This window comes from Fictibacillus phosphorivorans, from assembly GCF_001629705.1.
GTDB lineage: Bacteria > Bacillota > Bacilli > Bacillales > Fictibacillaceae > Fictibacillus > Fictibacillus phosphorivorans_A.
The window spans coordinates 2,274,472-2,298,691 of sequence record NZ_CP015378.1 but is presented as its reverse complement, the minus strand read 5'-3'; the positions used below and the strand labels follow the sequence as shown (position 1 = coordinate 2,298,691).

The 24,220-nt window shown below is 36.2% G+C and carries 20 protein-coding genes and 1 other annotated feature; of the genes, 15 read left to right on the top strand and 5 right to left on the bottom strand.

Translation table 11 applies throughout. The features are described 5' to 3' along the window. Positions 1–14: 14 nt before the first annotated feature. From speE to ABE65_RS11675, 9 genes are all read left to right on the top strand, one after another. Complete coding sequence (gene speE / locus ABE65_RS11715; protein ID WP_066395041.1) at positions 15–842, top strand: polyamine aminopropyltransferase; 828 nt, start codon at positions 15–17, stop codon at positions 840–842. A gap of 651 nt (positions 843–1,493) precedes the next feature. Then, positions 1,494–1,898 carry a type VII toxin-antitoxin system MntA family adenylyltransferase antitoxin gene (gene mntA, locus ABE65_RS11705; protein ID WP_066395035.1) on the top strand — a complete coding sequence of 135 codons (405 nt, stop codon included), beginning with the start codon at positions 1,494–1,496 and terminating at the stop codon, positions 1,896–1,898. Then, positions 1,888–2,295 (top strand): type VII toxin-antitoxin system HepT family RNase toxin, encoded by a 408-nt coding sequence (hepT, locus tag ABE65_RS11700; protein ID WP_066395032.1) that lies wholly within the window; start codon positions 1,888–1,890, stop codon positions 2,293–2,295. The genes mntA and hepT overlap by 11 nt, the downstream gene beginning before the upstream one ends. Positions 2,296–2,508: 213 nt before the next feature. Further along, positions 2,509–2,734 (top strand) — a binding site (T-box leader). 40 nt (positions 2,735–2,774) lie between these two features. Continuing rightward, a complete protein-coding gene (locus ABE65_RS11695; RefSeq protein ID WP_066395030.1) occupies positions 2,775–3,803 on the top strand; it encodes a S66 family peptidase in 1,029 nt (342 codons plus the stop codon). 192 nt (positions 3,804–3,995) lie between these two features. Next, positions 3,996–4,658: a Type 1 glutamine amidotransferase-like domain-containing protein gene (locus tag ABE65_RS11690; protein ID WP_066395029.1), complete on the top strand. Its 663-nt coding sequence runs from the start codon at positions 3,996–3,998 to the stop codon at positions 4,656–4,658. A gap of 286 nt (positions 4,659–4,944) precedes the next feature. Then, positions 4,945–5,559, top strand: coding sequence for an undecaprenyl-diphosphatase (locus ABE65_RS11685; RefSeq protein WP_066400093.1), 615 nt, complete (start codon positions 4,945–4,947; stop codon positions 5,557–5,559). A gap of 28 nt (positions 5,560–5,587) precedes the next feature. Beyond that, on the top strand, positions 5,588–5,728 hold the full coding sequence (locus ABE65_RS21895; protein WP_156499167.1) for a hypothetical protein: 141 nt from the start codon (positions 5,588–5,590) through the stop codon (positions 5,726–5,728). Positions 5,729–6,107: 379 nt separating this feature from the next. After that, positions 6,108–6,437, top strand: a complete 330-nt coding sequence (locus tag ABE65_RS11680) for a DUF6678 family protein (RefSeq protein WP_066395028.1) — start codon at positions 6,108–6,110, stop codon at positions 6,435–6,437. An 88-nt stretch (positions 6,438–6,525) separates the two neighbouring features. Continuing rightward, positions 6,526–7,065 carry a DJ-1/PfpI family protein gene (locus ABE65_RS11675; RefSeq protein ID WP_066395027.1) on the top strand — a complete coding sequence of 180 codons (540 nt, stop codon included), beginning with the start codon at positions 6,526–6,528 and terminating at the stop codon, positions 7,063–7,065. A 326-nt stretch (positions 7,066–7,391) separates the two neighbouring features. On the opposite strand, the gene ABE65_RS11670 is transcribed toward ABE65_RS11675, so the two are convergent. Further along, positions 7,392–7,595 carry an AbrB/MazE/SpoVT family DNA-binding domain-containing protein gene (locus ABE65_RS11670; protein WP_066395025.1) on the bottom strand — a complete coding sequence of 68 codons (204 nt, stop codon included), beginning with the start codon at positions 7,593–7,595 and terminating at the stop codon, positions 7,392–7,394. A 290-nt stretch (positions 7,596–7,885) separates the two neighbouring features. Here ABE65_RS11670 and ABE65_RS11665 point away from each other — a divergent pair, with 290 nt between their 5' ends. Next, a complete protein-coding gene (locus ABE65_RS11665; protein WP_066395020.1) occupies positions 7,886–8,986 on the top strand; it encodes a tyrosine-type recombinase/integrase in 1,101 nt (366 codons plus the stop codon). A 176-nt stretch (positions 8,987–9,162) separates the two neighbouring features. Here the strand turns inward: ABE65_RS11665 and ABE65_RS11660 are convergent, their stop codons facing one another. Continuing rightward, positions 9,163–9,564, bottom strand: coding sequence for a VOC family protein (locus ABE65_RS11660; protein WP_066395017.1), 402 nt, complete (start codon positions 9,562–9,564; stop codon positions 9,163–9,165). Positions 9,565–9,726: 162 nt separating this feature from the next. Here ABE65_RS11660 and ABE65_RS11655 point away from each other — a divergent pair, with 162 nt between their 5' ends. From ABE65_RS11655 to ABE65_RS11645, 3 genes are all read left to right on the top strand, one after another. After that, positions 9,727–10,095 carry a YunG family protein gene (locus ABE65_RS11655; protein ID WP_231887793.1) on the top strand — a complete coding sequence of 123 codons (369 nt, stop codon included), beginning with the start codon at positions 9,727–9,729 and terminating at the stop codon, positions 10,093–10,095. Between the two features lie 106 nt (positions 10,096–10,201). Then, positions 10,202–11,005 (top strand): SMI1/KNR4 family protein, encoded by an 804-nt coding sequence (locus ABE65_RS11650; protein ID WP_066395016.1) that lies wholly within the window; start codon positions 10,202–10,204, stop codon positions 11,003–11,005. A gap of 768 nt (positions 11,006–11,773) precedes the next feature. Then, positions 11,774–12,145 (top strand): hypothetical protein, encoded by a 372-nt coding sequence (locus ABE65_RS11645; RefSeq protein ID WP_066395014.1) that lies wholly within the window; start codon positions 11,774–11,776, stop codon positions 12,143–12,145. Between the two features lie 102 nt (positions 12,146–12,247). On the opposite strand, the gene ABE65_RS11640 is transcribed toward ABE65_RS11645, so the two are convergent. The 3 genes from ABE65_RS11640 to ABE65_RS11630 all read right to left on the bottom strand — a co-directional run bounded on the left by ABE65_RS11640 (position 12,248) and on the right by ABE65_RS11630 (position 16,428). After that, positions 12,248–12,667, bottom strand: a complete 420-nt coding sequence (locus ABE65_RS11640; protein WP_066395012.1) for a hypothetical protein — start codon at positions 12,665–12,667, stop codon at positions 12,248–12,250. Next, a complete protein-coding gene (locus tag ABE65_RS11635; RefSeq protein WP_197480297.1) occupies positions 12,630–13,460 on the bottom strand; it encodes a ParA family protein in 831 nt (276 codons plus the stop codon). The genes ABE65_RS11640 and ABE65_RS11635 overlap by 38 nt, the downstream gene beginning before the upstream one ends. 1,156 nt (positions 13,461–14,616) lie before the next feature. Next, positions 14,617–16,428, bottom strand: a complete 1,812-nt coding sequence (locus tag ABE65_RS11630) for a helix-turn-helix domain-containing protein (RefSeq protein ID WP_066395009.1) — start codon at positions 16,426–16,428, stop codon at positions 14,617–14,619. A gap of 575 nt (positions 16,429–17,003) precedes the next feature. On the opposite strand from ABE65_RS11630, the gene ABE65_RS11625 reads away from it, so the two are divergent. Both ABE65_RS11625 and ABE65_RS11620 read left to right on the top strand, forming a co-directional pair. Then, positions 17,004–20,279, top strand: a complete 3,276-nt coding sequence (locus ABE65_RS11625) for a TIM-barrel domain-containing protein (protein WP_066395001.1) — start codon at positions 17,004–17,006, stop codon at positions 20,277–20,279. 71 nt (positions 20,280–20,350) lie between these two features. Further along, positions 20,351–24,193 carry a TIM-barrel domain-containing protein gene (locus ABE65_RS11620; RefSeq protein WP_066394999.1) on the top strand — a complete coding sequence of 1,281 codons (3,843 nt, stop codon included), beginning with the start codon at positions 20,351–20,353 and terminating at the stop codon, positions 24,191–24,193. Positions 24,194–24,220: the final 27 nt, after the last annotated feature.

Below are 24,220 nucleotides of genomic sequence, written 5' to 3'. Positions count from 1 at the left end.
GGAGAATTTAACAAATGTCTTTATGGTTTACAGAAAAACAAACTTCTTCATTCGGTATCACTGCAAAAGTGAACCGTACACTAGAAAGTGAAAATACTGATTTTCAACAATTAGATATGGTAGAAACTCAAGAATTCGGTAACATGCTCTTGTTAGACGGTATGGTCATGACAACAGAAAAAGACGAATTTGTCTATCATGAGATGATCGCCCATGTGCCTTTATTTACACATCCCTCTCCTAAAAATGTTTTAGTAGTGGGTGGTGGTGATGGAGGAACAATCCGAGAAGTATTAAAACACTCAAGCGTAGAAAAAGTAACTCAAGTGGAGATCGACGGTAAAGTAGTAGAATATTCTAAGAAGCATTTACCTCATATCTCATGTGAATATGGAAATCCAAGAGTTGAATTAATTATTGGAGATGGTTTCGAACATATCATTAAAAGTGAAAATCGGTATGATATTATCCTAGTTGATTCTACTGAGCCTGTCGGACCTGCTGCTGGTTTGTTTACAAAGGGGTTCTATGCTGGTATTGCAAAGGCGTTAAAAAAGGATGGTATCTTTGTAGCTCAAACAGATAATCCATGGTTCAAAGCGGATTTAATTAAAAATGCGATACAAGATACTAAAGAAATTTTCCCAATTGCACGTCTTTATACTTGTAATATACCGACTTATCCAAGTGGTATGTGGACATTTACGATGGGTTCTAAAGTGTATGATCCTTTAAAAGTATCTATTGATAAAATTTTTGATATAAACGGTAAGTACTATACACCAGAATTACACTATGCAAGTTTTGTATTACCAAAATTCCTTCAAAGTTTATGTAAATAAGGTTATGTTGTTAAGAATTAAATATATTTAGTAAAAGAAATGTTTAACTTCTTATTTCACGGTTGGTGTTTCAAAAAATAAAGGGTGAACCGTTTGTAAAAGCTAACTGTTGTCATCATTATATAGACGCGCACTGTTATTAAAAATAACAGTGCGTTTTTTGTGAAGTTAAAAAACTAGGGGAGATTGTTATGTAACAATTAGTAGGGAGTAAAAAATGGTACTCTCCTTTACAAACATTCTAGATACCCTCAAACTTTTTAAAAAGAAGTGCGGTGTTGTGTACACCAAAACCGAGTGCATTACTAAGAGCGGCTTTGATGGTTGTTTTCCCCCCTTCGTTCGGTACATAGTCGTTAAGGATCTCACCCAAACAGAAAAAGAGAAACAGGAGTTCTCAAAAGTTAAAAGGTAGAATGAAGAAGCGATTATGGAGAAGTTTACTTTTAACAGCAACGAAGTAGAATTTATGAATGATCCTGATTTTATCGGAAGTCTATTCAGCCAAAAAGTTAACAATTAAACCCAACATTCATGTTAGGAGTGTAAGTGGTTTAGGCATATTCATGATATACTTTTTATAAGAATAAGAGGATTAGTGGTTAGGCAAGCTGTCATATACTGTAACTGTAGATTTCTGGAGGTGTTTATGTGGACCGTAAAATAGAGGAACAAGTTATATCTTTTCTAAGTGAAAAACTAGAACCTTATCTGATTGTTGTTTTCGGTTCCACGGCTAAAGGAACGGACCGAGTAGACAGTGATCTAGATATCGGGTATTTGAGTGATCAAAAAATAGAGAAGTACGATCGATTTATGTTGTCTCAAGAGCTTGCTTCATTGATTGATAAGGATGTTGATCTCGTTGATTTGAATCAAGCTTCTACCGTATTCGCGGCTCAAATTATTCAATCCGGTAAAACGATACTCTGTAAAGATGATAAACGCAGGATGGAATTTGAGATGAAGACACTTAAAATGTATGCGAAATTAAACGAAGAACGAGAGATCGTGATCAAAAGAATTGAAGAGAGTGGATCAATCTATGAAAAATGATGTGATACTAAACAAGATTAGCATCATCGAACGATGCTTAAAACGGATCAATGAAGAGTATGATAACAACCCACTAAATTTAGAGAACTTTACGAAACAAGATTCAATCATCTTGAATATTCAGCGTGCTTGTGAAGCGGCGATTGATCTCGGTATGCATGTGGTAGCAGAGAAGAAGCTAGGAATTCCTCAAACCAGTCGAGAGACGTTTGATCTCCTACAACAAGATAACATCATTACAATGGACCTATGTAAGGGATTAAAGGCAATGGTAGGTTTTCGCAACATCGCTGTTCATGACTATCAAGAAGTGAACCTTGAGATTGTACAGAAAATTATCGAGAAACACCTTATAGACTTTAAAACTTACACAGAACAAATTTTGGCATATAACTAAAAATCTATAAACACGTACTGCTAATAAACAGTGCGTTTTTTTATAGGATGTATTCATCTATATTCTACAAACGGGCCAGATTAAGATCGAATTTATGAATGATGAGTAAATTATTATAAAATGAGAAGTATTTCACTTAATTAAACGGGCCATATGGAAAAAAATAGTTGACATTAAATTTTATTTATTTATAATATTCAGAAATGACAATTATTAAACACTATGATTAGGAGTATTAAGGATAATTTATTGTTAAGAGAGCTGTTGGTTGGTGTAAAGCAGTCAATAAATTCCTGAACTCACCTAGGAGTGGTAAGGCTGAGGTTGACTAAACCTAGGTTTTAACGGTTTACCCCGTAATCGGTTTAGAGTGGGTTTGTTATTTAAGTATCAAACCAAAAAGAGTGGTACCACGAAGGTAAAACCTGTCGTCTCTTATGAGATGATAGGTTTTTTATATTTAATAAGGAGGTCTTAGCATGAAAATTAACTATCCGAATGGGTTGGTAAAAGGTGATAAAGTTGCAGTTACAGCTCTTTCAAGTGGTGTAGAGCAATCCATGCATATACTATTAGAAAAAGCTAAAAGGAATCTTATTACTTTGGGGTATGAAGTAGTATTAGGAAACACCGTTTGGAAAGAAGAAAAAGCTAGAAGTGCAGCAAAAGAAATTAGAGCAGAAGAGTTCATGGAATTTTACACTGATCCACTGATAAAAGCTATAATCCCACCTTGGGGAGGTCAGTTTGCTATAGAAATCCTTCCACTAATTGATTGGGAGAACCTAAAAAAACTACCTCCAAAATGGATTTTAGGATACTCAGACATAAGTACTTTTAATTTTGTTTATACGACTACCACTGGAAACGCATCAGCTCATGGGATCAATTTTAATGAAATGTCTGCACCGCAGCTAGATGAAACAAGTAGCCGTTGGCATGATGTATTAACTGCTAACAAAGGGGATTTTATAAAACAAAATTCATCTAAAAAATTTCAATCCTCATGGGAAAAAGTATTTCAAAATCCAGCTACAGGATTTTATTTAGATACAAAAACAGAATGGAAAAGTACCGTAAAGCGAGTTTCTTTTTCGGGTAGATTAATTGGAGGGATTCTTAATACTTTGCAATTACTTCATGGAACGCCTTTTGATAACGTTGAAAGTTATATAGAGAATTGTACAATTGATGTTGGAACCGTATGGTATTTCGAAAGCGTTGATATGAGTGCTGCTGAAATTTACCGTGCTTTGTGGCAAATGAAAATAAATGGTTGGTTTAAAAACACGAATGGCATTCTTATTGGAAGGCTTAGTGGGTATACAGCTTCCAAAGACTATGAATTATTAGATGTTTTGGAAGATATTTTTTCTGAAGCAAATATTCCTTTTGTTTATGACGTGGATATTAGCCATTTACCACCACAAATAACCTTAGTGAATGGAGCAATAGCAAACATTCGTTATCAAAAAGGAGTAGGTGAAATAGAACTAAATTTAAATTAGAGCTAATATATCATGAATTATTTCTTAATTCCTAGACGACTTTTCTTATTATATTAAAATTAATTCTTTTAAGTTATCTTGAAGTCAAGTCTTCAGCTAAAGGGCGCTATTCGCTAATATTACGTTTGGTGACAAGAAAACAGATTGAGCAGAGGAAATTAATTTTGTTTACACTTTGTTTTGGGGGTATTTATGAAAACTCATTATTATTTAGGTTGGTTTAACAAATTTTTTCCAGAGGATCTGCGCAGTGTGTTACAGGCAGATATAACTGATAGAAAATCGCTTGCTATGATTAGCTCAAATCCATCTATTTATGAAGATAATGGTTCTACTGAACGCTCGTGGCTTGACCAGGCTGGTATTATGTTTGATGAATATCATTTAATTAATTATCACGTACAGAAGGAAGAAGCCCAAACGATAATTCAAAATGCTTCAGTCATTTTCTTATTGGGAGGGAACACTGTTAAACAAAATAATTTTTTGATTGAATATGAATTATCGGATTCAATTAAAAAAAGCAGCGGCGTTGTGATGGGAGCAAGTGCTGGTGCAATCAATATGTCTGCAAAATGGTTATGCTCGAAAAACTTTGGATATAAAGTTGAAATGAGCTCTGTTTACGACGGAATTGGTCTTGACAAATTTTCCGTCCTTTCTCATTTTGATCTCGAAAATAACATTGCACTGGTTCAAAGCGAACTATCTCTCCTATCTGAAGAAATAAATATCTATGCTTCGAACAAAGATTGTGCTGTACGTGTAAAGGGAGACAAAATCGACGTTTTAGGCAATGTTTTTTTAATTTCCCACTCAAAGATACAGAAATTGGATGAGACGCTCTGGTTGTAGTGAATGGCTATGGCGTAATTGAATTAATCTATTTATGCAAGGCCGCTATCTTAAATTTAGTGAACGAGAATATTATCCGGGGCATAGATGTGCAGAACTGTATACAGCAAACGGGCCTGAGTGTTAAATATATGTCACTTATTTTTTCACTAAAGGGTGCAATAGTGGAACAATGACAATCTTACAATATTGTCACAACTAACCAAAAATTGTAAGTTTAATCGATGGAAGCTATCCAAGTTCTATTTTAGGATGAAGGGAAAAAGAACTTGGATGGTGAATGGGTTTGAATTTCTCAGAAGTTAATACAAGCTTATTTAGATTAGTAAATGATTTAGGAAAAGAGCACGAACAATTAAATATAATCTTCACCTTTCTTGCAGAATATATGGTGTTTTTATTTGCACTCAGTGTTCTCTGTATTTGGTTTACACGAAATAAGGAAAGCCGAATAATGATATTTTGTGCAACAATTACTTTTACTTGTGCTTTTATATTAGGAAAGGTTTCAGGGGAGTTTCATTCGAATTATCAACCTTTTGTAGAATTATCTGATGTAAACAAGTTAATCGTGAAAGAAAAAGGTAATTCCTTTCCAAGTGATCACACTATCCTGTTTTTCTCCTATTGTTTTTCTTTTTGGCTGTTCAAAAGAGGATGGTGGATATTTTGGATACTGTTAGCAGTGCTTGTAGGCATTTCCCGTATTTGGGTAGGAGTACACTATCCTTTTGATGTTATAGCTGGGATGATTTTAAGCTTTGCAGCTGCCATTAGCGTCTATTTAATAGTGCCTAGACTAAATGGAACAAGAAAGATATTAAATGATTATGAAAAGTACGAAGGGAAATTGTTTCAGCCATTTAGAAAGACAAAAGATAGCAAGACAAAAAATTATTAAATTTTTAGGATTAGGAAAATCAAATGTTATGCAACAATCGGGTGCGTTGATTCAAGAAGGATTAACGCACTTTCTAATGAATCTATTAAACAAACAAGCAGGTTGGAAAATGATATATGAAGCAGGAGAAAGTATGAAACTGAACAAAAAGATACAGGAGATCTATTAGGAGTATGGTAAGGGAATTTACAAGTGAATTAAGAGGAGGACCATGAGATTAAAGAACTTATTAATTTGATCTTTTTAATAGTAACAATCGCATTAGTTACTTTCCCTCTCAACGTAACACGAAAAATCCCTAGGCTACGAAAATTCGGCTACGGGATGTTCGGGCTTGGTTTAGTAGTTTTCTGTATTTTCTTTTATTTGATCATCACAAATTAAGAGTTGTTGCCATTCGATAACAACATAATTGGGTGCGTTGATCCAAGAAGGATTAACGCCTTTTTTATGGAATTTATAGAACAAACGTGCAGGATTAGGATTGTTGAATAATAGTTTTCCTTTATAAGCACAGAATTAATTAAATGATATAAGGTGAATAAATAATGCAAAACAAAGATTATCAGTGTGTAATGAATAATACAAAATGGCATGAAATTAGGTTAGCGATGTCATCCTTTCCCACTAGTCTACAATGGCGAACAAAAGATATTGAAACAGCCTATATTAGCACTTGGGATAGCGAGTGGTTTTACCACTTTATGATTGAGGGTTATAAATGTATAGAATGGTTGGAGATAAAGACAGAAACTGAAATAATCAAGAATGAGGTATTAGAAATATTAAAAAGTATCCACGTTCCAGGTAAAATATTTGAAGATAAAATCAGGGTGTATGGTTATGTTGAAGTTTGTACCTCTGTCGACTATCTTTGATTACTTTATTGAACTATCGGGTGCGTTTCTGTAACAACATAATGTGTCCTTTTCTTATTGGCACAATTTTGAAAAGAGGTATTTAATATTGAAGAAAACCGTAGTATTACTATATCCTCAATTTAGTGAGTATGAATTAAGTGTAGCTATATCGATTTTAATGCAATCAAATAAACCTATCATCACAGTAGGAGTTAATGATCAACCGATTAGAGGGGAATCCGGATTAACTTGTGTGCCTGATACGACTATTGATGATCTTAATGATAATGAAATCGATAGTCTCTTGTTACCAGGATGTATGGATATATTTTCGATAGACGATGAAAATAAGTTAATAGATTTTATACAACAAATACACAATAAAGTAACTGTGATTGCGAGTATTTCAAGTTCTCCTTATCTTCTAGCAAGAGCAGGGGTTTTAAAAGGGAAAAAGTATACGATTGGTATGACTGAAGAAAACCGGGAGATGACTGGTGTTTTTGAAAAAGAAAATTATTGTGATTCTTTAGTAGTACAAGATGGGAATCTAATTACTGCAAGAGGAAGAGCGTTCGTTAGATTTGGAACATTGTTCGGCAATACACTGAATCTTACATTTGATGAAAACTGGTATAAAGAATAATATCTTCTGCAATCGGGTGCATTTCTTCAAGAAGGGAGAAGTGCTTTTTTTGTGTAAATTAAGATAGTCATTAAACTTACATAAGAGCTCACTTCATGCCGGTTTAACAAAAATTATTAAATCAGAGAATTTTATACCGCGCTTATAAGAAGGGAGATAAAACTGAGGATGCAATTATTTATAATTTCATTTACCGTACTTGACTTTAGTAATACATATAAAAAACATATCAAAAGATGTGCTTTTTAAAAACTATTAATGTTAGGCAGGTATTAATATAATTTGTTCCGTATCTTGTTTCACTACGAGTTTATATGTTTGATCTTTTAGTTTTCCTCTAACCTTCTTCCTTTTACGCCTACCACCTGAGTAAATCTTCGGTCACCTTTTTTATCAATTATGATTTTATCACTCTCAATATCCAGACTAACTGTTTCCCCTACTTCAAACTGAAATTCTTCCCTCCAAACTACTGGGATGTAAAAATAGCCTTTCTTTTTGTAATAACATCTCTTAAGTAGTATTGCCATAAAATCACCCCATATTTTATTTTTATGTAAAAACAAGTTTTTAGATTTTATCATAAAATTATCTTAATATTCAATCATTAAATAATTGACGGAACGTTAGTTCGCAATATATACTTACTTATAACAATCAAGATAAGGATGTATTATCTTGATTGTTTTAATAAATTAACTGATAATAGATTTATAATAATCTATTAAATTAGTAATTAGCTTTAAATAAGTTAAGAAGTAAATCACTAATACTATATAAAAATAAGTTGATTCTATTTCCATAATGAGAGGAGAGTCACATGAATAATCTGGAAATCATAAATGGACGAAGTAGAAGTGAAGAACTAACTGAATTGATACATAATCTGGAAAACAAGAATTTTCTAGATGAAGATCGCAATCTCAACTTGAGAGAAGCGAGCGAACGGGATTTTATCGAGATGTTCTTTTTTGCGCGCGTTTTTGTAAAAGGGAAAGAGTTCTCTCATCATACGAAGCGAGCGTACCGAGCCGATGCAAAGACGCTGCTAGATTATTTAGCTCAAAACGAACTCTCTTTTTCAGACATCGGATACCCAGAAGTAAAAGCGTACAACGAATACATTTCAGAGAAGTATGCCGCAAAGACGGCCATCCGTAAACTAGAGTTCTTTCGTAGGCTGCTCGACTTTGGATACGACACCAAGTATTACTCAGCACCGCTCTCACGTTGGATTCATAAACCATCAGTAAAACGTGGCCATTATTTAAACGAAGAGAATAAGAACCGCGTGCAGCTACGTGAACTGAACCAAGAAGATGCGGAAAGGTTGATCGAGTTCTTTCCAAGAGTCGTGCGGACCAAACATAAACAGAAACACCTGCAGCAACGAAACCTACTCCTAGGTTACCTTCTATATACCACCGGTCTTCGTGCGAGTGAGATCGTGAACTTGAATAAGGGGAGTTTTTATTATCGTCGGGGTGAACTTTGGGTCGATGTGATAGGTAAGGGAGGAAAACATCGTGAAGTTCCTGTACGTGAAGAAACGGAGATTGAGCTTTTACGTTATCTCCAAATATGGGAAGGAAAAACCGAGATAGATTCAAGTGATGAAACACCTCTTTTTTATTCGCTATATAATAAGGAAGAAACTCGTCAGAGAATCACCTATAATCACCTCTATAAGATCGTAAAAGAGGCGGTGCGAATCGCGGGAGTGAACGAGAAAATCAGTCCTCACTGGTTCCGTCATACGTTCGTTACCACGATGCTTGAGAACGAGGTGCCGCTCGTTGATGTTAAAGAGTGGGTCGGTCACTCTGATATCTCGACCACCAACCTCTATTTAGAGCGTGTGAATAAAGGAAAGAGTTATCAACGCTTGAAGAAGGTACAACTATTCGAAAACAATAGATGAAGAAAAACAAAGGGATCAATCAAGTAAATTGCAAGGCAAATCGCACCGATTTTCATATTGAGTGCGATTTTTCTTTTATTTAGGCTATGTTATTTAATATTGTTGATTTTAGACATAAAATAAAGGAACCCTTTTAAATAGAGTTCCCTGAAGGATGCAAAGAAGAAGTAGAGGATTTAAACTTCTAATTTTCTGCCTAAGATAGTGTTAATCCTTTTAGCTTCATCGTCTTTGTTGGTATATTCGAAGAAACCAAGGCGGTTCCCCCAAGGATCATTAAAAGTTGCCCATTTTACAGGAACTTCTTCTCTTGTGAATATTTCAAAAGACGCGACATTTAATTCTTTTATCATTCGATTTCTTTCATTCTCAATTGATAACACACCTAATCGAATCGGACCACTACCTTCTGACGGTGCACCTTCAGATACTTGTAGCCAACAGCCAGGAATAAGTTCCCACTCAGCAAATCCTTCGTGTGGTGTGAAATCAGGTTCTTTGTTTAACAATGCCTTGTACCACCTTAACCCTTTAGAAAAATCAGATACACGAACTTGATAAGTCATTTCAAAAATCAATTAATTTACCCCCTTTATTCAAGTTTTAATTGGAAAATTCTGATAATATTAGTTTATCATAAGTTACCTCTATCAAGTACAAACAACTTTGAATTATCAATTTGGATATTAAATCAATAACAAACTTTATAACAATGTAGTAGTATTATAGGAGGTTATTTAGTGGAACTTAGTAAATTAAATATAGAAAAATTACAATATGCTCTAAGAGAAAGTTGGTCCTTAAAATCGAGTTCAAAATGGAGCATTAACAATCCTGCTAATGGTCAATGTGGTGTAACCTCTTTAGTAGTCAATGATCTCTTAGGCGGAGAGATCTATAAGACTCACTTACCACAGGGCTGGCATTTTTATAATGTCATTCAGGGGAAACGTTACGATTTTACAGTTTCTCAATTTCCAATAAAGATTGTGTATGAAGATAGACGTACTACCCGAGAAGAAGCATTAAAAGACACTAATAAAAGTCAGTATAGTTATTTGAAAAAACGTGTATATGAACGATTGAATATTAAGGATATTAATAAATAATATATGTCATTCTATTGTTCAACATATATGTTGTTGTATATGTTGATTAATTATATACACATATCATAACGCTAAGGACTAATAGTGTAAGTGATGGAGGTTAATCATGAATCTTTGGAGATTAGATATTGATGAAGATATGTATAAATTAAGTTCATTAACAAAAGAAATGATTACATACGCAGAAAACCTGTTCGATGTTTTTCTTCCTGTTGAGTATTTACAGATACTATCTATCCAGAACGGTGGTTATCTTTTACATGATACCTACTCATCAAATTCTTCCATAGAAATTCAGATTGATCATCTTTTGGGGATAGGACGTAATATAGGAATATTGGATACACCATATTTCCAAGAAGAATGGAATTTACCTAAAGGTCTAATTCTGATTGGTGGTGATGGACATGAATGGGTTGCTCTTGATTATAGATATTGTAGGACTAGTCCCCCTATCGTATATATTAATTCTGAAGAAGAAACGATTACGACAATTGCTGCTTCTTTCAATGAATTTTTAACTAATTTAAATGAACCCAAAGATACAATACTAAAATTAACAGAATCCTATTCTTCTGACCAAAATTTTTATCATCAAGTCGATGAATTGATGAAGCATGGTACACCTATTTCAATTGACCAGTTCTTTAGCAAAACTATCTCTACTAATAAAATCCACATTAAATATATGGTCGATAAGATGTGGCGGCATCCTAATCCTAAGGTGCAATTTTACCTGATGCTTTATCTGTCAGAATGTGCTGAAGGAAATAACCAAGGTATGATAGATGACGATGACCTTCATAAAATGCTAATTGATATTAAGCATAGTAAGAATAATGAAGCAAAAGAATTAGCTGAATATAGTCTAGATGTTTTTTATAAGCGAAATAATGGATTTCGAATTTAAGTACTTGAATCTACTAGTCTAACTCCCCTATCAATAAATCTTATCTAAGATGTATAAGAATCGCTTTAATTGGAAATCATAGTAATAGATTGAGTTTACTAGAAAATGATAATAACAACATTGTATATGTTGTTTTTGATGACTAGTTAAAATCATAAACAAGATATGTTTGAGCATTAATAATAAAAGTATTTTTGATAACAACATTAATGTATATGTCAACAATGTGACTAACATATACTTTGTTCAGACCAAATAAATAAAAAAGAGAGGTGTAGTCTTAGGACTCTACCTCTTTTTTTAACTTTGAATATTAAAATCTAGATACTTATTTAAGAATGAACTAAATTAAATATGAAAATATAGAACATATACTGTATTATCATCTTATCCATATATTCAATGCATATTGATACTACAATTTTATTTTGAGCAATAATGACGATAACATCATTATTTTCATCATTATGTCTTGATTATCATTAACAAAATTATAAATGGTATTGTTGTTCTTATCATATGTTTTGTTAGTTGCTTCAAATTATTCTTAATGATATCTTCGTTTGATAAAATAGCAATTGATATTATGAATTGTTTAATAACAAGGATTCAAAGAGATAGAATAGGATCCTCGACATAAAAATAAATGAAGCTGAGTTAGCTATTCGCGAAACAATTTGATAGTTAATCTTTGACCAACTAATTATATTTAAAATTCAGGCTTATGTAATTCAGATGCATAATCTTATAACGGAAAGGACATTAATAATGAGTTGGAATGATAATTATAACATTGAACGAGAAAAAACTAATTTCTTAACCAAAATTGGCTGTTTTTTCATTTTAGTCAGTTTAGGGCTTTTTATGGTTTTACTAGTAGCTTGGTTTTCTTCATCTTCTAAAGAGACACAATTAAAGGTAAGCTATTCTCCTAATAATAAAAACTTAATTGAAATTGTTAAGGAAGATGATTTTCCTGACCCTGTTCTTAAAATCAAATACGATAATAACAAAAGTATTATGAAAACGAAAATACCAGACAAAATAACTGTGGAATGGAAAAATAATTATGAAGCTATTGTAATTCTTTCTAAGCAAGGAAGAGAACCAGAAACAGTAAACATTAACTTCGGGCAATGATTTTAATTACATATATATCCTCAATATTATCGATGTTAAGATTAACATATACAACATTGTTAATGTTGACATATAATTTTTCGTTGAAAAAAGCCGCTTTTTTTAGCGGCTCTTTTCTATAACTCCGTATTGTTCCAATAAATTGCGTATCGCTTTATTTATTAGTTTCGACTTGTCACCTTTTTCACCACGAGAAGCGATGTTATTAACTTCTATAGCGAGATCAGGATCCATGTAGAAGGAAGTGAATACTTTTTTCCGTTTTTGTTTCTTTACTTTGTTTCCAGAAGCTAGCATTCTGAGGTAATCTTCATCTTCGTCATTGTTGTCATTGTTATCAACAACAACGTTGTCTATGATGTTTTTATTCTTATCATATGTTTCGCTAGCAACTTCATCTTCATTCTTAATGATATCTTCTTCAACCTTATTAATTACATCATTATTATTATCTTCCTTCTTTTCACTAACAGTGTCATATGAATTAAAGAATGTTTGCGTGGCGTTCGGCTTTTTTATCATTTTTTTGAGGTTGCTCTTGCTTGACACGTTTCTTCAGCTCCTTCACAAATGGTATATAATATTCGAGTGCATTTTTAAGTTCTGGATTCTCATCAAACCCTGTTATCGCTAAGCGGCGAGTGGCTGCTTTTCGTTTAATGATCGTTTTAAAACGAACGCCAGGATAATCTTCATCAACAGATTCTTCCATGATCTCATTCTCTTTAGCACGCGCATCGATTAGAGAGAATAGGATACCTGCAGTCTCTAGATTCGGATTGAACCTTTCTTTTGCTCCTTCAATGATCTCGAGGAACTTAGGGATCGCATAATACGCAAACATGGACCCATCAAACATGACTACTGCGTAACTTCCTGCTTTTGAGTATGTACTAAGAGGCATTACCGTATGTTCAGATAAAGCTGGTGGTGTATCAATAATGATCCAATCATAATCTTCCATAACGGGTTCTAATGCTTTTTGTAGTGCATCAAGGCCAAGGCCATTTTCATACATCATACGCGGTAATGTCGCTAGGAAATCATTTGCTGGAATAAGATCTAGGTTCTCCGAAATCTTAATGATATATTTCCTTGCATCACCATCAAGAATCGCTTCTAATACGGTTTTCTTTTCAAAGACGTTACAGATATCATACTCACTCGTTAGGAAACTTGTTAGGTTACCTTGTCCATCCATATCTACTGTTAGGACTTTTTCATTTTTACTGAGAAGGTATGAAGTGATACCACTACTGATAGACTTCGAACAGCCACCTTTACTAATACCGAAAGTAACTATTTTAGCTGTCAAAATTTCCACCTCACTATAAATCTAGTATTTGTTACTTATCATTTTACCATCAAAATTGTAGTTAACAATAAGGATGTTATCGACAATAACATCTAGTATCTTACAGCATATCTTTATAAGTTGTCGATATTTTCAACATTGTGAACAATAATAATTATAACATGTATCATAACTATAATAATATAGATAACATATATATTATTGTTAACATATACAAAAATGTTGTTACATCAATTCATTATCAATTTTGAGAATAATAGTTACTTATAAAAAATGGTCATAAATCATTCTCTAAGTTAAATAAATAAAGTGTGGAGCTGACTGAGATCTGAGCTCCTGTTTAACAGATTATATGTGCACGATTATAACATTTTGAGCAATGACAATAATGTTTACGATGTATACAACCATATCGTACGCAATGATATTGAAGGATGTCTTATTAATACTACATACAACAACAATAGTATCAGTAGTCTCTTAGCTGATACATTATGATCAATAGATAAAATAAGTTATATGTATAAGGCATATTAACCTCAATGACATCAACATCAATAATAATAGTCTTATCTATATTAGTATTAACAACATATCACTTATTCTATACAACATCATATAAATTATCTGTGACATATGTATGTAAATGTCTATAATATTAACTTTAACTATGTTGATAATAACTATATGGATATTAGCAATATCTTATAACTCATGGTATACAACATCATATGTTTTATCTATGACATATGTATTTAAATATCAATAACAATAACTTAAATCATGCTGATGATAATGATGTTTTCACTAATAACAACTTATAACATATTGTATATATCAACATATATATGGTTTGTAACATATGTATTAAATGTCTATAAAAGTAACTTTATTAATTCTGTTGATAATAATATTTTTATTAACTACAATTTATTATGCGTTGTATATATCGCTATATATAATAATAACAACATATGTTTATTGACTAAGCTGTATATAATAGTAATAACACCATATGTTAATCTATTATTTTTAGTCTTGCTATTGATTTTATCAATAATAACAATTTATATAACGTCGTATATGTTGATGTATACAATATCAACAACATATGTTCATATGTGAAAAAGAGCACTCACCACTATGGTGAGTGCTCTTACTTTGCTGCTTTTTCTTTAAGCCAATTCAACATCTTTACTTCGTTGTTTTTATTCTGTCGCTTGTTCTCACGTTTGATGTAACGAGATAGGGTAGTGTGAGCGATACCGATCTCACTAGCGGACTGACGTATACTCATCCCGAGCGAATCAATCATCTCTTTGATCGATGTTGGTGTTAATTTGATCTCTGCTGAGAAATCAAAAGCTTGCTGTTCGGGTTCATCTCCAACTTCAACAGAGATTGGTGCAACATCGATTGTTGAAGCCGTTTCAGAATGAAGTTTCCACGGTAGGGGAGTTTCTTCTACCTTTGAGACTAGTAGGTTATCTTGTGTAAGCTTCTGCATACGAGCGATGATCTGTTCATCTGCATCATGATCAGATGAGATCAGGTTTTTCCTGTTCTCTTTAACGAGTGCATCATGAGGGAGGATGACCACTTTGATCTCAGACCAATAATTCTTGAACCATCCCTTTTTACCGACCATCTCTTCGTCGATTTCTTCGGTATAATGCCACGTTTTGATCACATCATCTTTTTGTAACTCATCGAGTACGTTCTCAAACTTGTCTCGGATCTGGACACCGTTGTACCGCGTTGAGATATCTAACACTTTTAAAATGGTTGATACTTTAAAAGGTTGGTTAAGGGATCTTCTCATCGTACGAATCTTCCATTGGAGATTCAAGTAACGCGCTAATCGTTTTTGTTCACGCTGGGTATAGTGACTGTATTGAAAAATTTTCAGATCAAGTAGACCGATAGACCGGTTCGGTCCTTCAAGATAAGGCGTTAGGATCGAAGTCGGTTTTACTTGAACGGCATAGATTCCTCGAGCTTCACCCGTCTTCTTATCGTAAGCCACACGAATCTTACCGATCTCAAACATTCTCTGAAAGTCTTTAAACTTATAAAGCTCGTTATCTTGCATCTCTTCAGCGTTGATCACTTTGACTTTTTGATCACCAAGCGAAACCCAGATGGAAGAAAGAGCAGCCACACGTTTCATGATGTTAAAGCGATCTTCCTCACGGTAATCGAGCTCTCTACCGTTCGAACTCCGTTTACGAAGGTTGCGGAGGCGAAGAGCGTCACTGCTATGAAATTCTATGTATCCATCACTATCTTTCGGTGTGACCATCCAAAGGTAGGTGATGAGGTCGAAGAGGTCCGCTGTCATCTCATCCAATGAGCTAAGAGTAGATTCGATCAGTTCAAGCCAGATCTCTTGTTGGTCAGACGCAAGTTCTCCAACACCTGTATCATTTGGCCGTAACTCGGCCATACCACGAACCTGCCCTTTGTTGTCTACAATTTCTGTACCCAAGTAACCTGTGTCACCCTCTTTGTATTCTTTCTTCTTTGTCACGATGTCACGCATGAGGTGGAAGTCGATATCCATGCTCGAATAGATATACTCTCGGTCGAGTGCTTCTTCGATCTTTTCTTCGTTCACACTGCGTTTGATCTCGATGTTTGGAAACTCCTGCATCAGGTGACCTGCTAGTAATAGCTTGATCGTATCTTTATAGCGATCGACAGCATCCCGAATCATGTGCTTCGTGATATGTTCACCAGAATAGAGTGTTTCAGTATAGAGAAAGTATAGAGCACGAAAACTTGGCCGCATCTTCTCACAGGGAGCTTGCTGGCGCGTCTCGCTATCTGTCATTTGGAAGGCGTCTTGCTGCCAATGCTCTAGTACATGAGGACGGTCTTCATAAAGTATCTTTGTTTCTTCATAGATTACAGCTTTTAATAGTTTATAGTTCAATATCAAACGATCAGGTATGTTCTCGTAATTCATAACAAACACCCTCTCTAATTTTAGAAATAGTTATGTAAAAAATGCACCACTACAAACATTATACCAAGCATTCTTAGCAAGAAAGGGTCAATTATGCACCAAAATAGAGTTTTCAGCAATAAAATGCACCAATATTGCTAAAGTTGAGCGGAACCTGTGTACCAAAAATGCACCACTCTAAAGGTTTTATCATAAAAATGCACCATTTGTGCACCACTTCAGCGGAACTTGTGTACTTAAAGAAACGTCAAAAAATTAAATTTTACCAATAATCTTGTTTTAAATCGTAAATAAAGCATCAAAAATCTAGAAATTAGTACAAAACTAGTTTAAATAAAGTTAAATTTTATAAGCAATATGAAAGATGACCATGTAGATAAACATAGTAGGTACTGTATATGATATAAAAATATTTATTGACTTGTCAGAAAAATCAATTTACTTTTATCTTGTGTAGAAAAAAATTCTATTTCTTCACATTCCTCCCACTTACTTTATTCATTGATTAAAAAAAGAAAGGAGATAGAATCATCCAAAAAGTAAACGCTTTCAATAAAAGACGAAAGAGGGTTCTTATGAACAGAAAAAAATTAACACGTCCACGTTTTATCTTGCTCTGGGTTGTATGTTTCTTTTTTTCATCTATTCCAAGTGCATTTGCTATTGATGGGGTGTTTCACGATCCGTATGGTATTGATGATCTTTACACCGTTCAACAAACAGAAAGATTTCCACGAGATCCTGTAGCAGGCGAGAACGTTTATCTCAAACTTACTACGTGGCCAGTGGAACCAGGACAATCTACATGGATTACCTGGACAAAGAACGGAGTTCCTCAGACGAATAAAGGAGGAGCTTGGAAATACAACAGTGGTAACAACACCTATTGGGAAGTAAACATGGGCAGCTTCGTAAAAGGTGATGTGATCAACTACACGATCCATGCGAACAAAGATGGTGCAAATGAAAAGACAATTGGTCCTTATTCGTTTACTGTGACTGATTGGGAAAGCGTTAGCAGCATCAGTGGTCTTACCAACAACACAAACAATCTAATCTTCAATGCAGTTCCTGATAAAGGGAGCTTTACCCCGAAAATAAACATCTCATTTACAGCAGATGATGTGTTCCGTGTACAACTGTCACCAAAAGGAACGAGTACTTTTGCGACTGGCCTTGCAAACTACACGGTCACAAACAACACTTCTCACTACATGATATCGACATCCAAGTTGAAAATAAGAATTGATAAGAACCCCTACAAGATGAGTGTCTACAAACCTGATGGTGTGACACTGATCGCAAGAGAATACGATAGCATCTCTAACCGAAACTTATCCTGGCTCACGAACGGATCGACAATCGTGAACAAAGTACAAAACCATTTTTATTCACCTACGAACGAAGAGTTTTATGGATTTGGTGAACGTTACAACAACTTTAGAAAACGAGGCACTGATGTTGAGACGTATGTATTTAATCAATACAAAAATCAAAACGAGAAAACATACATGGCAATTCCGTTCTTCGTAAACACGAACGGCTATGGAATCCATCTAAATACGACGTATTATTCAAAGTTCAAACTCGCAACTGAAAAAACAGATATGTACAACTTTACAGCAGATACAGGTGGAAGTGCGAACTCCATGTTGGATTACTCTTTCATCTATGGATCAGATATGAAAGATGTGGTCTCTAACTACTCAGATATCACTTCAAAACCCACCATGCTGCCGAAGTGGGCATTCGGATTATGGATGTCAGCAAACGAATGGGATCGTCAATCAGAAGTATCCAACGCGATGAACCAAGCGAACGCAAACAACATACCGGCAACAGCTTTAGTGCTCGAACAATGGAGTGATGAAAACACGTTCTATATATTCAACGATGCACAATATACCGCTAAACCTGGTAACCAAGCGTTTTCTTACAACGATTTTACCTTCCCAGCTGCAGGAAAATGGCCAAATCCTAAAGCGATGGCGGATGAGGTACATAACAACGGGATGAAACTGATTCTGTGGCAGGTACCTATCCAAAAGAATACACCGTATGCGTACCAACAGAAAGATAACGATGAAGCGTATATGTTGTCACAGAACTATGCTGTGAGTGATGGAAAAGGCGGAGCGTATAGACTGCCGCTAGATTCATGGTTCGGAAACAGTTTACTTTTAGACTTTACGAATCAAAACGCGACCAATTGGTGGATGTCAAAGCGAGCTTACTTGTTTGATGGTATTGGTATCGATGGATTCAAGACCGATGGAGGAGAGATGGTGTGGGGAAGAAACACAACGTTCTCTAACGGCAAAAAGGGAGACGAGATGCGCAACCAATATCCTAACGAATACATCAGAGCTTACAACGATTTTGCGCGTTCCAAAAAATCCGATTCATTAACATTTAGTCGTGCTGGGACAACTGGTTCTCAAAAGTACCAAGTGTACTGGTCAGGTGATCAGGAATCTACGTTCTATGCGTTCCAACAAGCAATCAATGCAGGACTTACGGCGAGTATCTCAGGCGTACCGTTCATGAGTTGGGATCTTGCTGGATTTACAGGGAACTACCCAACTTCAGAACTCTACAAACGCTCGACGTCACAAGCAGCTTTTTCGCCAGTGATGCAGTTTCACTCAGAAAAGGCGTCACCCACTCCTAGTGAGGAACGCTCACCTTGGAACGCAGCCGCTAGAACGGGTGACAATTCGATCATCCCTATGTTTGCAAAGTATACGAACACTCGTATGAACCTTCTTCCTTATATCTACAGTGAAGCGAAGAAGACAAGTAATACTGGTATTCCACTCATGCGAGCGATGGTTCTTGATTATCCGAATGATGTGAACACCCATGGCTTGAACGAACAATATATGTTTGGCGATAACCTACTCGTCGCACCAGTTGTCAACGAAGGACAGACCAACAAGAACGTCTATCTGCCAAACGGAGAATGGATCGACTTTTGGCACGGTGAACAAAGACCAGGAGGACAGACAATCTCTTATTATGCAGGTGTAGATGATATTCCTGTTTTCGTAAAAGCAGGGGCGATCATTCCGATGAACTTAAACGCTCAATACCAATTGGGTGGAACAATAGGGAACAGTTTAAACAGTTATAACAACCTTACATTCAGAATCTATCCAAAAGCTACGTCTACGTACGAGTGGAACGATGATATCGGTGGAGGCGTAAAAACGATTACGTCTGTCGAGCAATACGACCAGAACAAAACGACCATCAATTTACCTGCTATCAATACGAAAAGTACGCTTCAAGTGTTCTCAACCAAACCAACTACAGTCACGGTCGGTGGTACAGCTTTATCATCATACACATCTTTATCATCACTCACTTCTGCCACACAAGGATGGTTTTACGATTCGGTTCAAAAGATGACCTATGTAAAACTACCTTCTTCTACTACTAGTCGTACGGTTGTGTTAAACGGGTTGACTAAAGTTGAATATGAAGCTGAATTTGCTACACGTACAAACGTAACAACGAACACTGATCATCCAGGGTTCACTGGGACTGGTTTCGTTGATGGATTTGAAACAACGGGAGATGCAGTACAGTTTGATGTTTTTGCGGAGACAGCTGGTAGTTACTCACTTGATGTAAGATATAGTTCCGCTGGGGGAACCGCAAAACGAGCTCTATTGATCAATGGAGTTAAAACACAAGATCTCTCGTTCCCTCTAACCGCGAATTGGGATACTTGGAACAAGACAACGGTTCCAATTACTATGAACGCAGGACGAAATACGATTCGCTTGCAATACGATTCCTTGAGCCAACTTGGGATCAATCTTGATCATATCGTTATCAGAAAGTAGTTTTACCAGACTTAAGGGGGACTTCCTCCTTAAGTCTATTTTCTAGAAATCAAAGAAGGGCGGGTATAAACATGAAAAAAAGAATGAGCCGTTTTTTTATCAGCTTTTCAGTTCTGATACTTTCACTAGTACCTCTGAGTTCTTTTCCTGAACATAAAGCGCATGCGTATGCGAACGCACTCGGGAATGTAATCAATACGAGTGTAACGGGGGATACAATCTTACTCACAATCGACAATGGAGCAGAACCGAACGATGATCTTTTAGAGATAAAGGTACTAAAGACAAACATTTTGAAAGTGAACTATCGACCAAACGGAGTGGCACAAAGTCCAGATACTCCGATGATTGATCCGAACAAGACATGGGCGGCAGCGGGAGCTACAATCAACACAACATCAAATCCGATCGTTGTATCGACAAGCAAGATGAAGATTGAGATACAAAAGAACCCATGTCGCATGACGATTAAAAAAGCAGACGGGACCACTTTGTTATGGGAACCTGCGACAGGCGGGGTCTTCTATGATGGTGTGAGGTTCGTTCATCCTGTAAACCACAACATCTATGGAATTCGTAGTTATAATGCGTTTGAAGGTGGAGGGGATATACTTCGTAACAATAACGCTCACGGGGCTCATGCTGGTGAGCAAGGAGATGCTGGTGGTCCTTTCATGTGGTCCACCGCCGGGTATGGCCTTTTAGTAGATAGTGATGGAGGATATCCCTATACGGATGAAGTAACAGGCAAGATGGAGTTTTATTACGGTGGAACACCTACTGAAGGTAGGAGATACACAAAAACGGATTTAGATTATTATGTGATGCTAGGTGACCCGAACGAGATTATGGATGCAGCTTCAGAAATTACAGGAAGGGCTCCGATGCTACCAAAATGGGCATTAGGTTTCTCTAACTTCGAATGGGACACGAATGAGACTGAAATGACATCGATGGTCGATACGTACCGTGCAAAGAACATTCCAATCGATAGTTATGGACTTGATTATGATTGGAAGAAGTACGGAGAGGACCAATACGGAGAGTTCAAATGGAATACAACGAAGTTTCCAAGTTCATCTTCAACAGCCTTTAAGACCACCATGGACAATAAGGGAATTAAAATGATCGGTATCACAAAACCACGCATTGTAACACAACTCGCTGGAGGTCAGCGGACGGTTCAATACAACGATGCACAGGCGGGAGGATATTGGTATCCCGGTCACAATGAATACCAGGATTATTTTATTCCAGTAAACGTTCGAAGCATCGATCCTTATAACGCAAACGCACGGACTTGGCTTTGGAACAACTCCAAAGATGCTTTTGACAAAGGTATCGTAGGCTGGTGGAACGATGAGACAGATAAGGTATCATCAGGTGCCGCACAATATTGGTTTGGTAACTTTACGACTACTCATCTTTCTCAAGCGTTATTTGAAGGGCAGAACAGTTATACCAACAAGACCAAACGAGTATGGCAGACCGCACGAACTTATTATCCAGGAGCCCAACGTTACGGCACCACTCTTTGGTCAGGAGACATCGGGATTCAGTTCAAAAAAGGCGAGAAGATTGATTGGGCTGCTGGAATGGAAGATCAACGTGCTGTCATGTTGTCGTCCGTAAACTTAGGTCAAGCAAAATGGGGAATGGACACAGGAGGATTCAACCAACAAGATGGTTCGATATCAAACCCAAGTCCAGAGCTTTATGCAAGATGGATGCAGTTCAGTGCGTTCACACCTGTTTTCAGAGTACACGGTAACAACTTCCAACAACGTCAACCCTGGTTTTATGGAGCGACAGCAGAAGAAATTTCGAAGAGTTCCATCCAACTTCGATACAAACTTCTTCCCTATATGTATTCTTACGAACGAAGCGCGTATGAAAATGGAAAAGGTTTAGTCAGACCGTTAATCTTTGATTATCCAAATGACCAAAATGTTAAGAACAACGTAGATTCGTGGATGTTTGGAGACTATATGCTTGTGTCTCCAGTTGTTGGTAAACAACAAGCTTCTAAGAACATCTATCTCCCATCTGGTACATGGATCGATTATTTTAAAGGTAAAACGTATTCAGGAAATCAAACGATCTCTTATCCGGTAAACGCAGAAACGTGGACAGATGTACCGCTCTTTATTAAGAAGGGAGCGATCATTCCTTCTCAAAAAGCGGAAGATTATGTCGGGCAATCAAGTGTGAAGACGATCTATGTGGATACATTCCCAGATTCTACAGAGACGACGTTCAACTATTATGATGACGATGGAACATCATATGGATACGAGTCTACTTCACATCTAAAACAGTTTTTGAGCGTGAAAGACAACGGAGCGAGTGGAATCAATGTAAAGATCAATGGTAAGACGGGTACGTATAACCCTTCTCTCGAATATTACATCTTTAAAGTGCACGGTAAAGCAGCAACTTCAGTAACAAACAATGGATCTGCACTATCGTCTCAATCAAACTTACAGGCACTCCAGTCTTTCAATGGAGAAGGATGGGCTGTTGGAAAAGATGAATACGGAGATGTTACGTACGTGAAAGTAGCGGCTAAGAGTACTTCCTTAAAGAACATCGTGCTAAACGGAAGCGCTACGGTTTCTGCAACTTCTATTCAATATGAAGCAGAAGAAGGTTCGTTATCAGGAGATACAGTTACGACAAAATCAAAAGTTAATAACAATCATACAAACTACACAGGAACTGGTTTTGTGGAAGGTTTTGATAATAAAGGAGCTGCCGTTACGTTCTACACAAACGTAAAAACAGCAGGTGACTACTCGGTTAATTTAAGATATGCAAACGCTTCAGGATCTAATCAAAAAGTGAGTGTGTTCGTGAACGGAAAACGTGTTAAGCAAACACTTCTAACGAATCTAGCTAACTGGGATACGTGGGGGACGAAAGTTGAGACTCTGGCGTTAAATGCAGGTCAGAACATCATCACCTATAAGTATTCAGGGGAAATGGATGATTCTGGCAACGTAAACATTGATAACATCACCGTTCCATTTTCTCCTATTGCAGCGAAGTTTGAGGCAGAGAGCTCTACCTTAACAGGTGGTAGTGGAACGAATAAAGACCACTGGTTCTATTCAGGTTCTGGGTTCGCAGATAAGTTCTCAGCCGTGAGTGCTCAGTCTGAGTTTCAAGTAGATGTTCCGAGTGCAGGAAGTTATCAGGTATCTCTTAAGTACTCAAACGGCGCTACAACAGCTAAGACTATGAGTTTATACGTGAACGGAACTAAGACGAACCAAATGAGTTTTCCTGTAACAGGAAGTTGGAACGATTGGAAGACAGTTACACAGACTGTGAGTTTAAACAGTGGTTCAAACAAGATTGCAGTAAAATACGATTCTACGGATTCTGGAAATGTGAACCTTGATCGATTACTTGTAAGTTCGTCTCTTCCGTCTACCATCGAGTCTGAAAAAAACTTACTAGATAATGGCGGCTTCGATCGGGATACATCGTTCAATAGCAATTGGACAGAATGGCATCCGACAGGCCAGACGGTTGCATTTGGTATCGACAGTGGATCTGGAATTAATCCTCCAGAATCACCTTTTGGAAGTGATAAAAGGGCTTTTATGTACGCACCAGGAGCGTATAAACAAAGTATTCATCAAATGATTACCGTTCCAGAGAACAATGCGTATTATAAGTTTGAAGGTTGGGTGAAATTAAAGAACACCATCCCGACGACTGCAAGAGCAGAGATCACTAATTATGGTGGCTCCGCACAATATATCAACTTATCAAACAACAATGGTTGGAAGTATATCTCCCTTGACAATATCTATGTGACAAACAATACGATTGATATCGGATTTTATGTCGATTCACCAGGCGGTACGACGCTTCATATCGATGAAGTGAGTGTTATAAAAAAATAGTGGTAGAAAAGCTTATCCTGACATTTA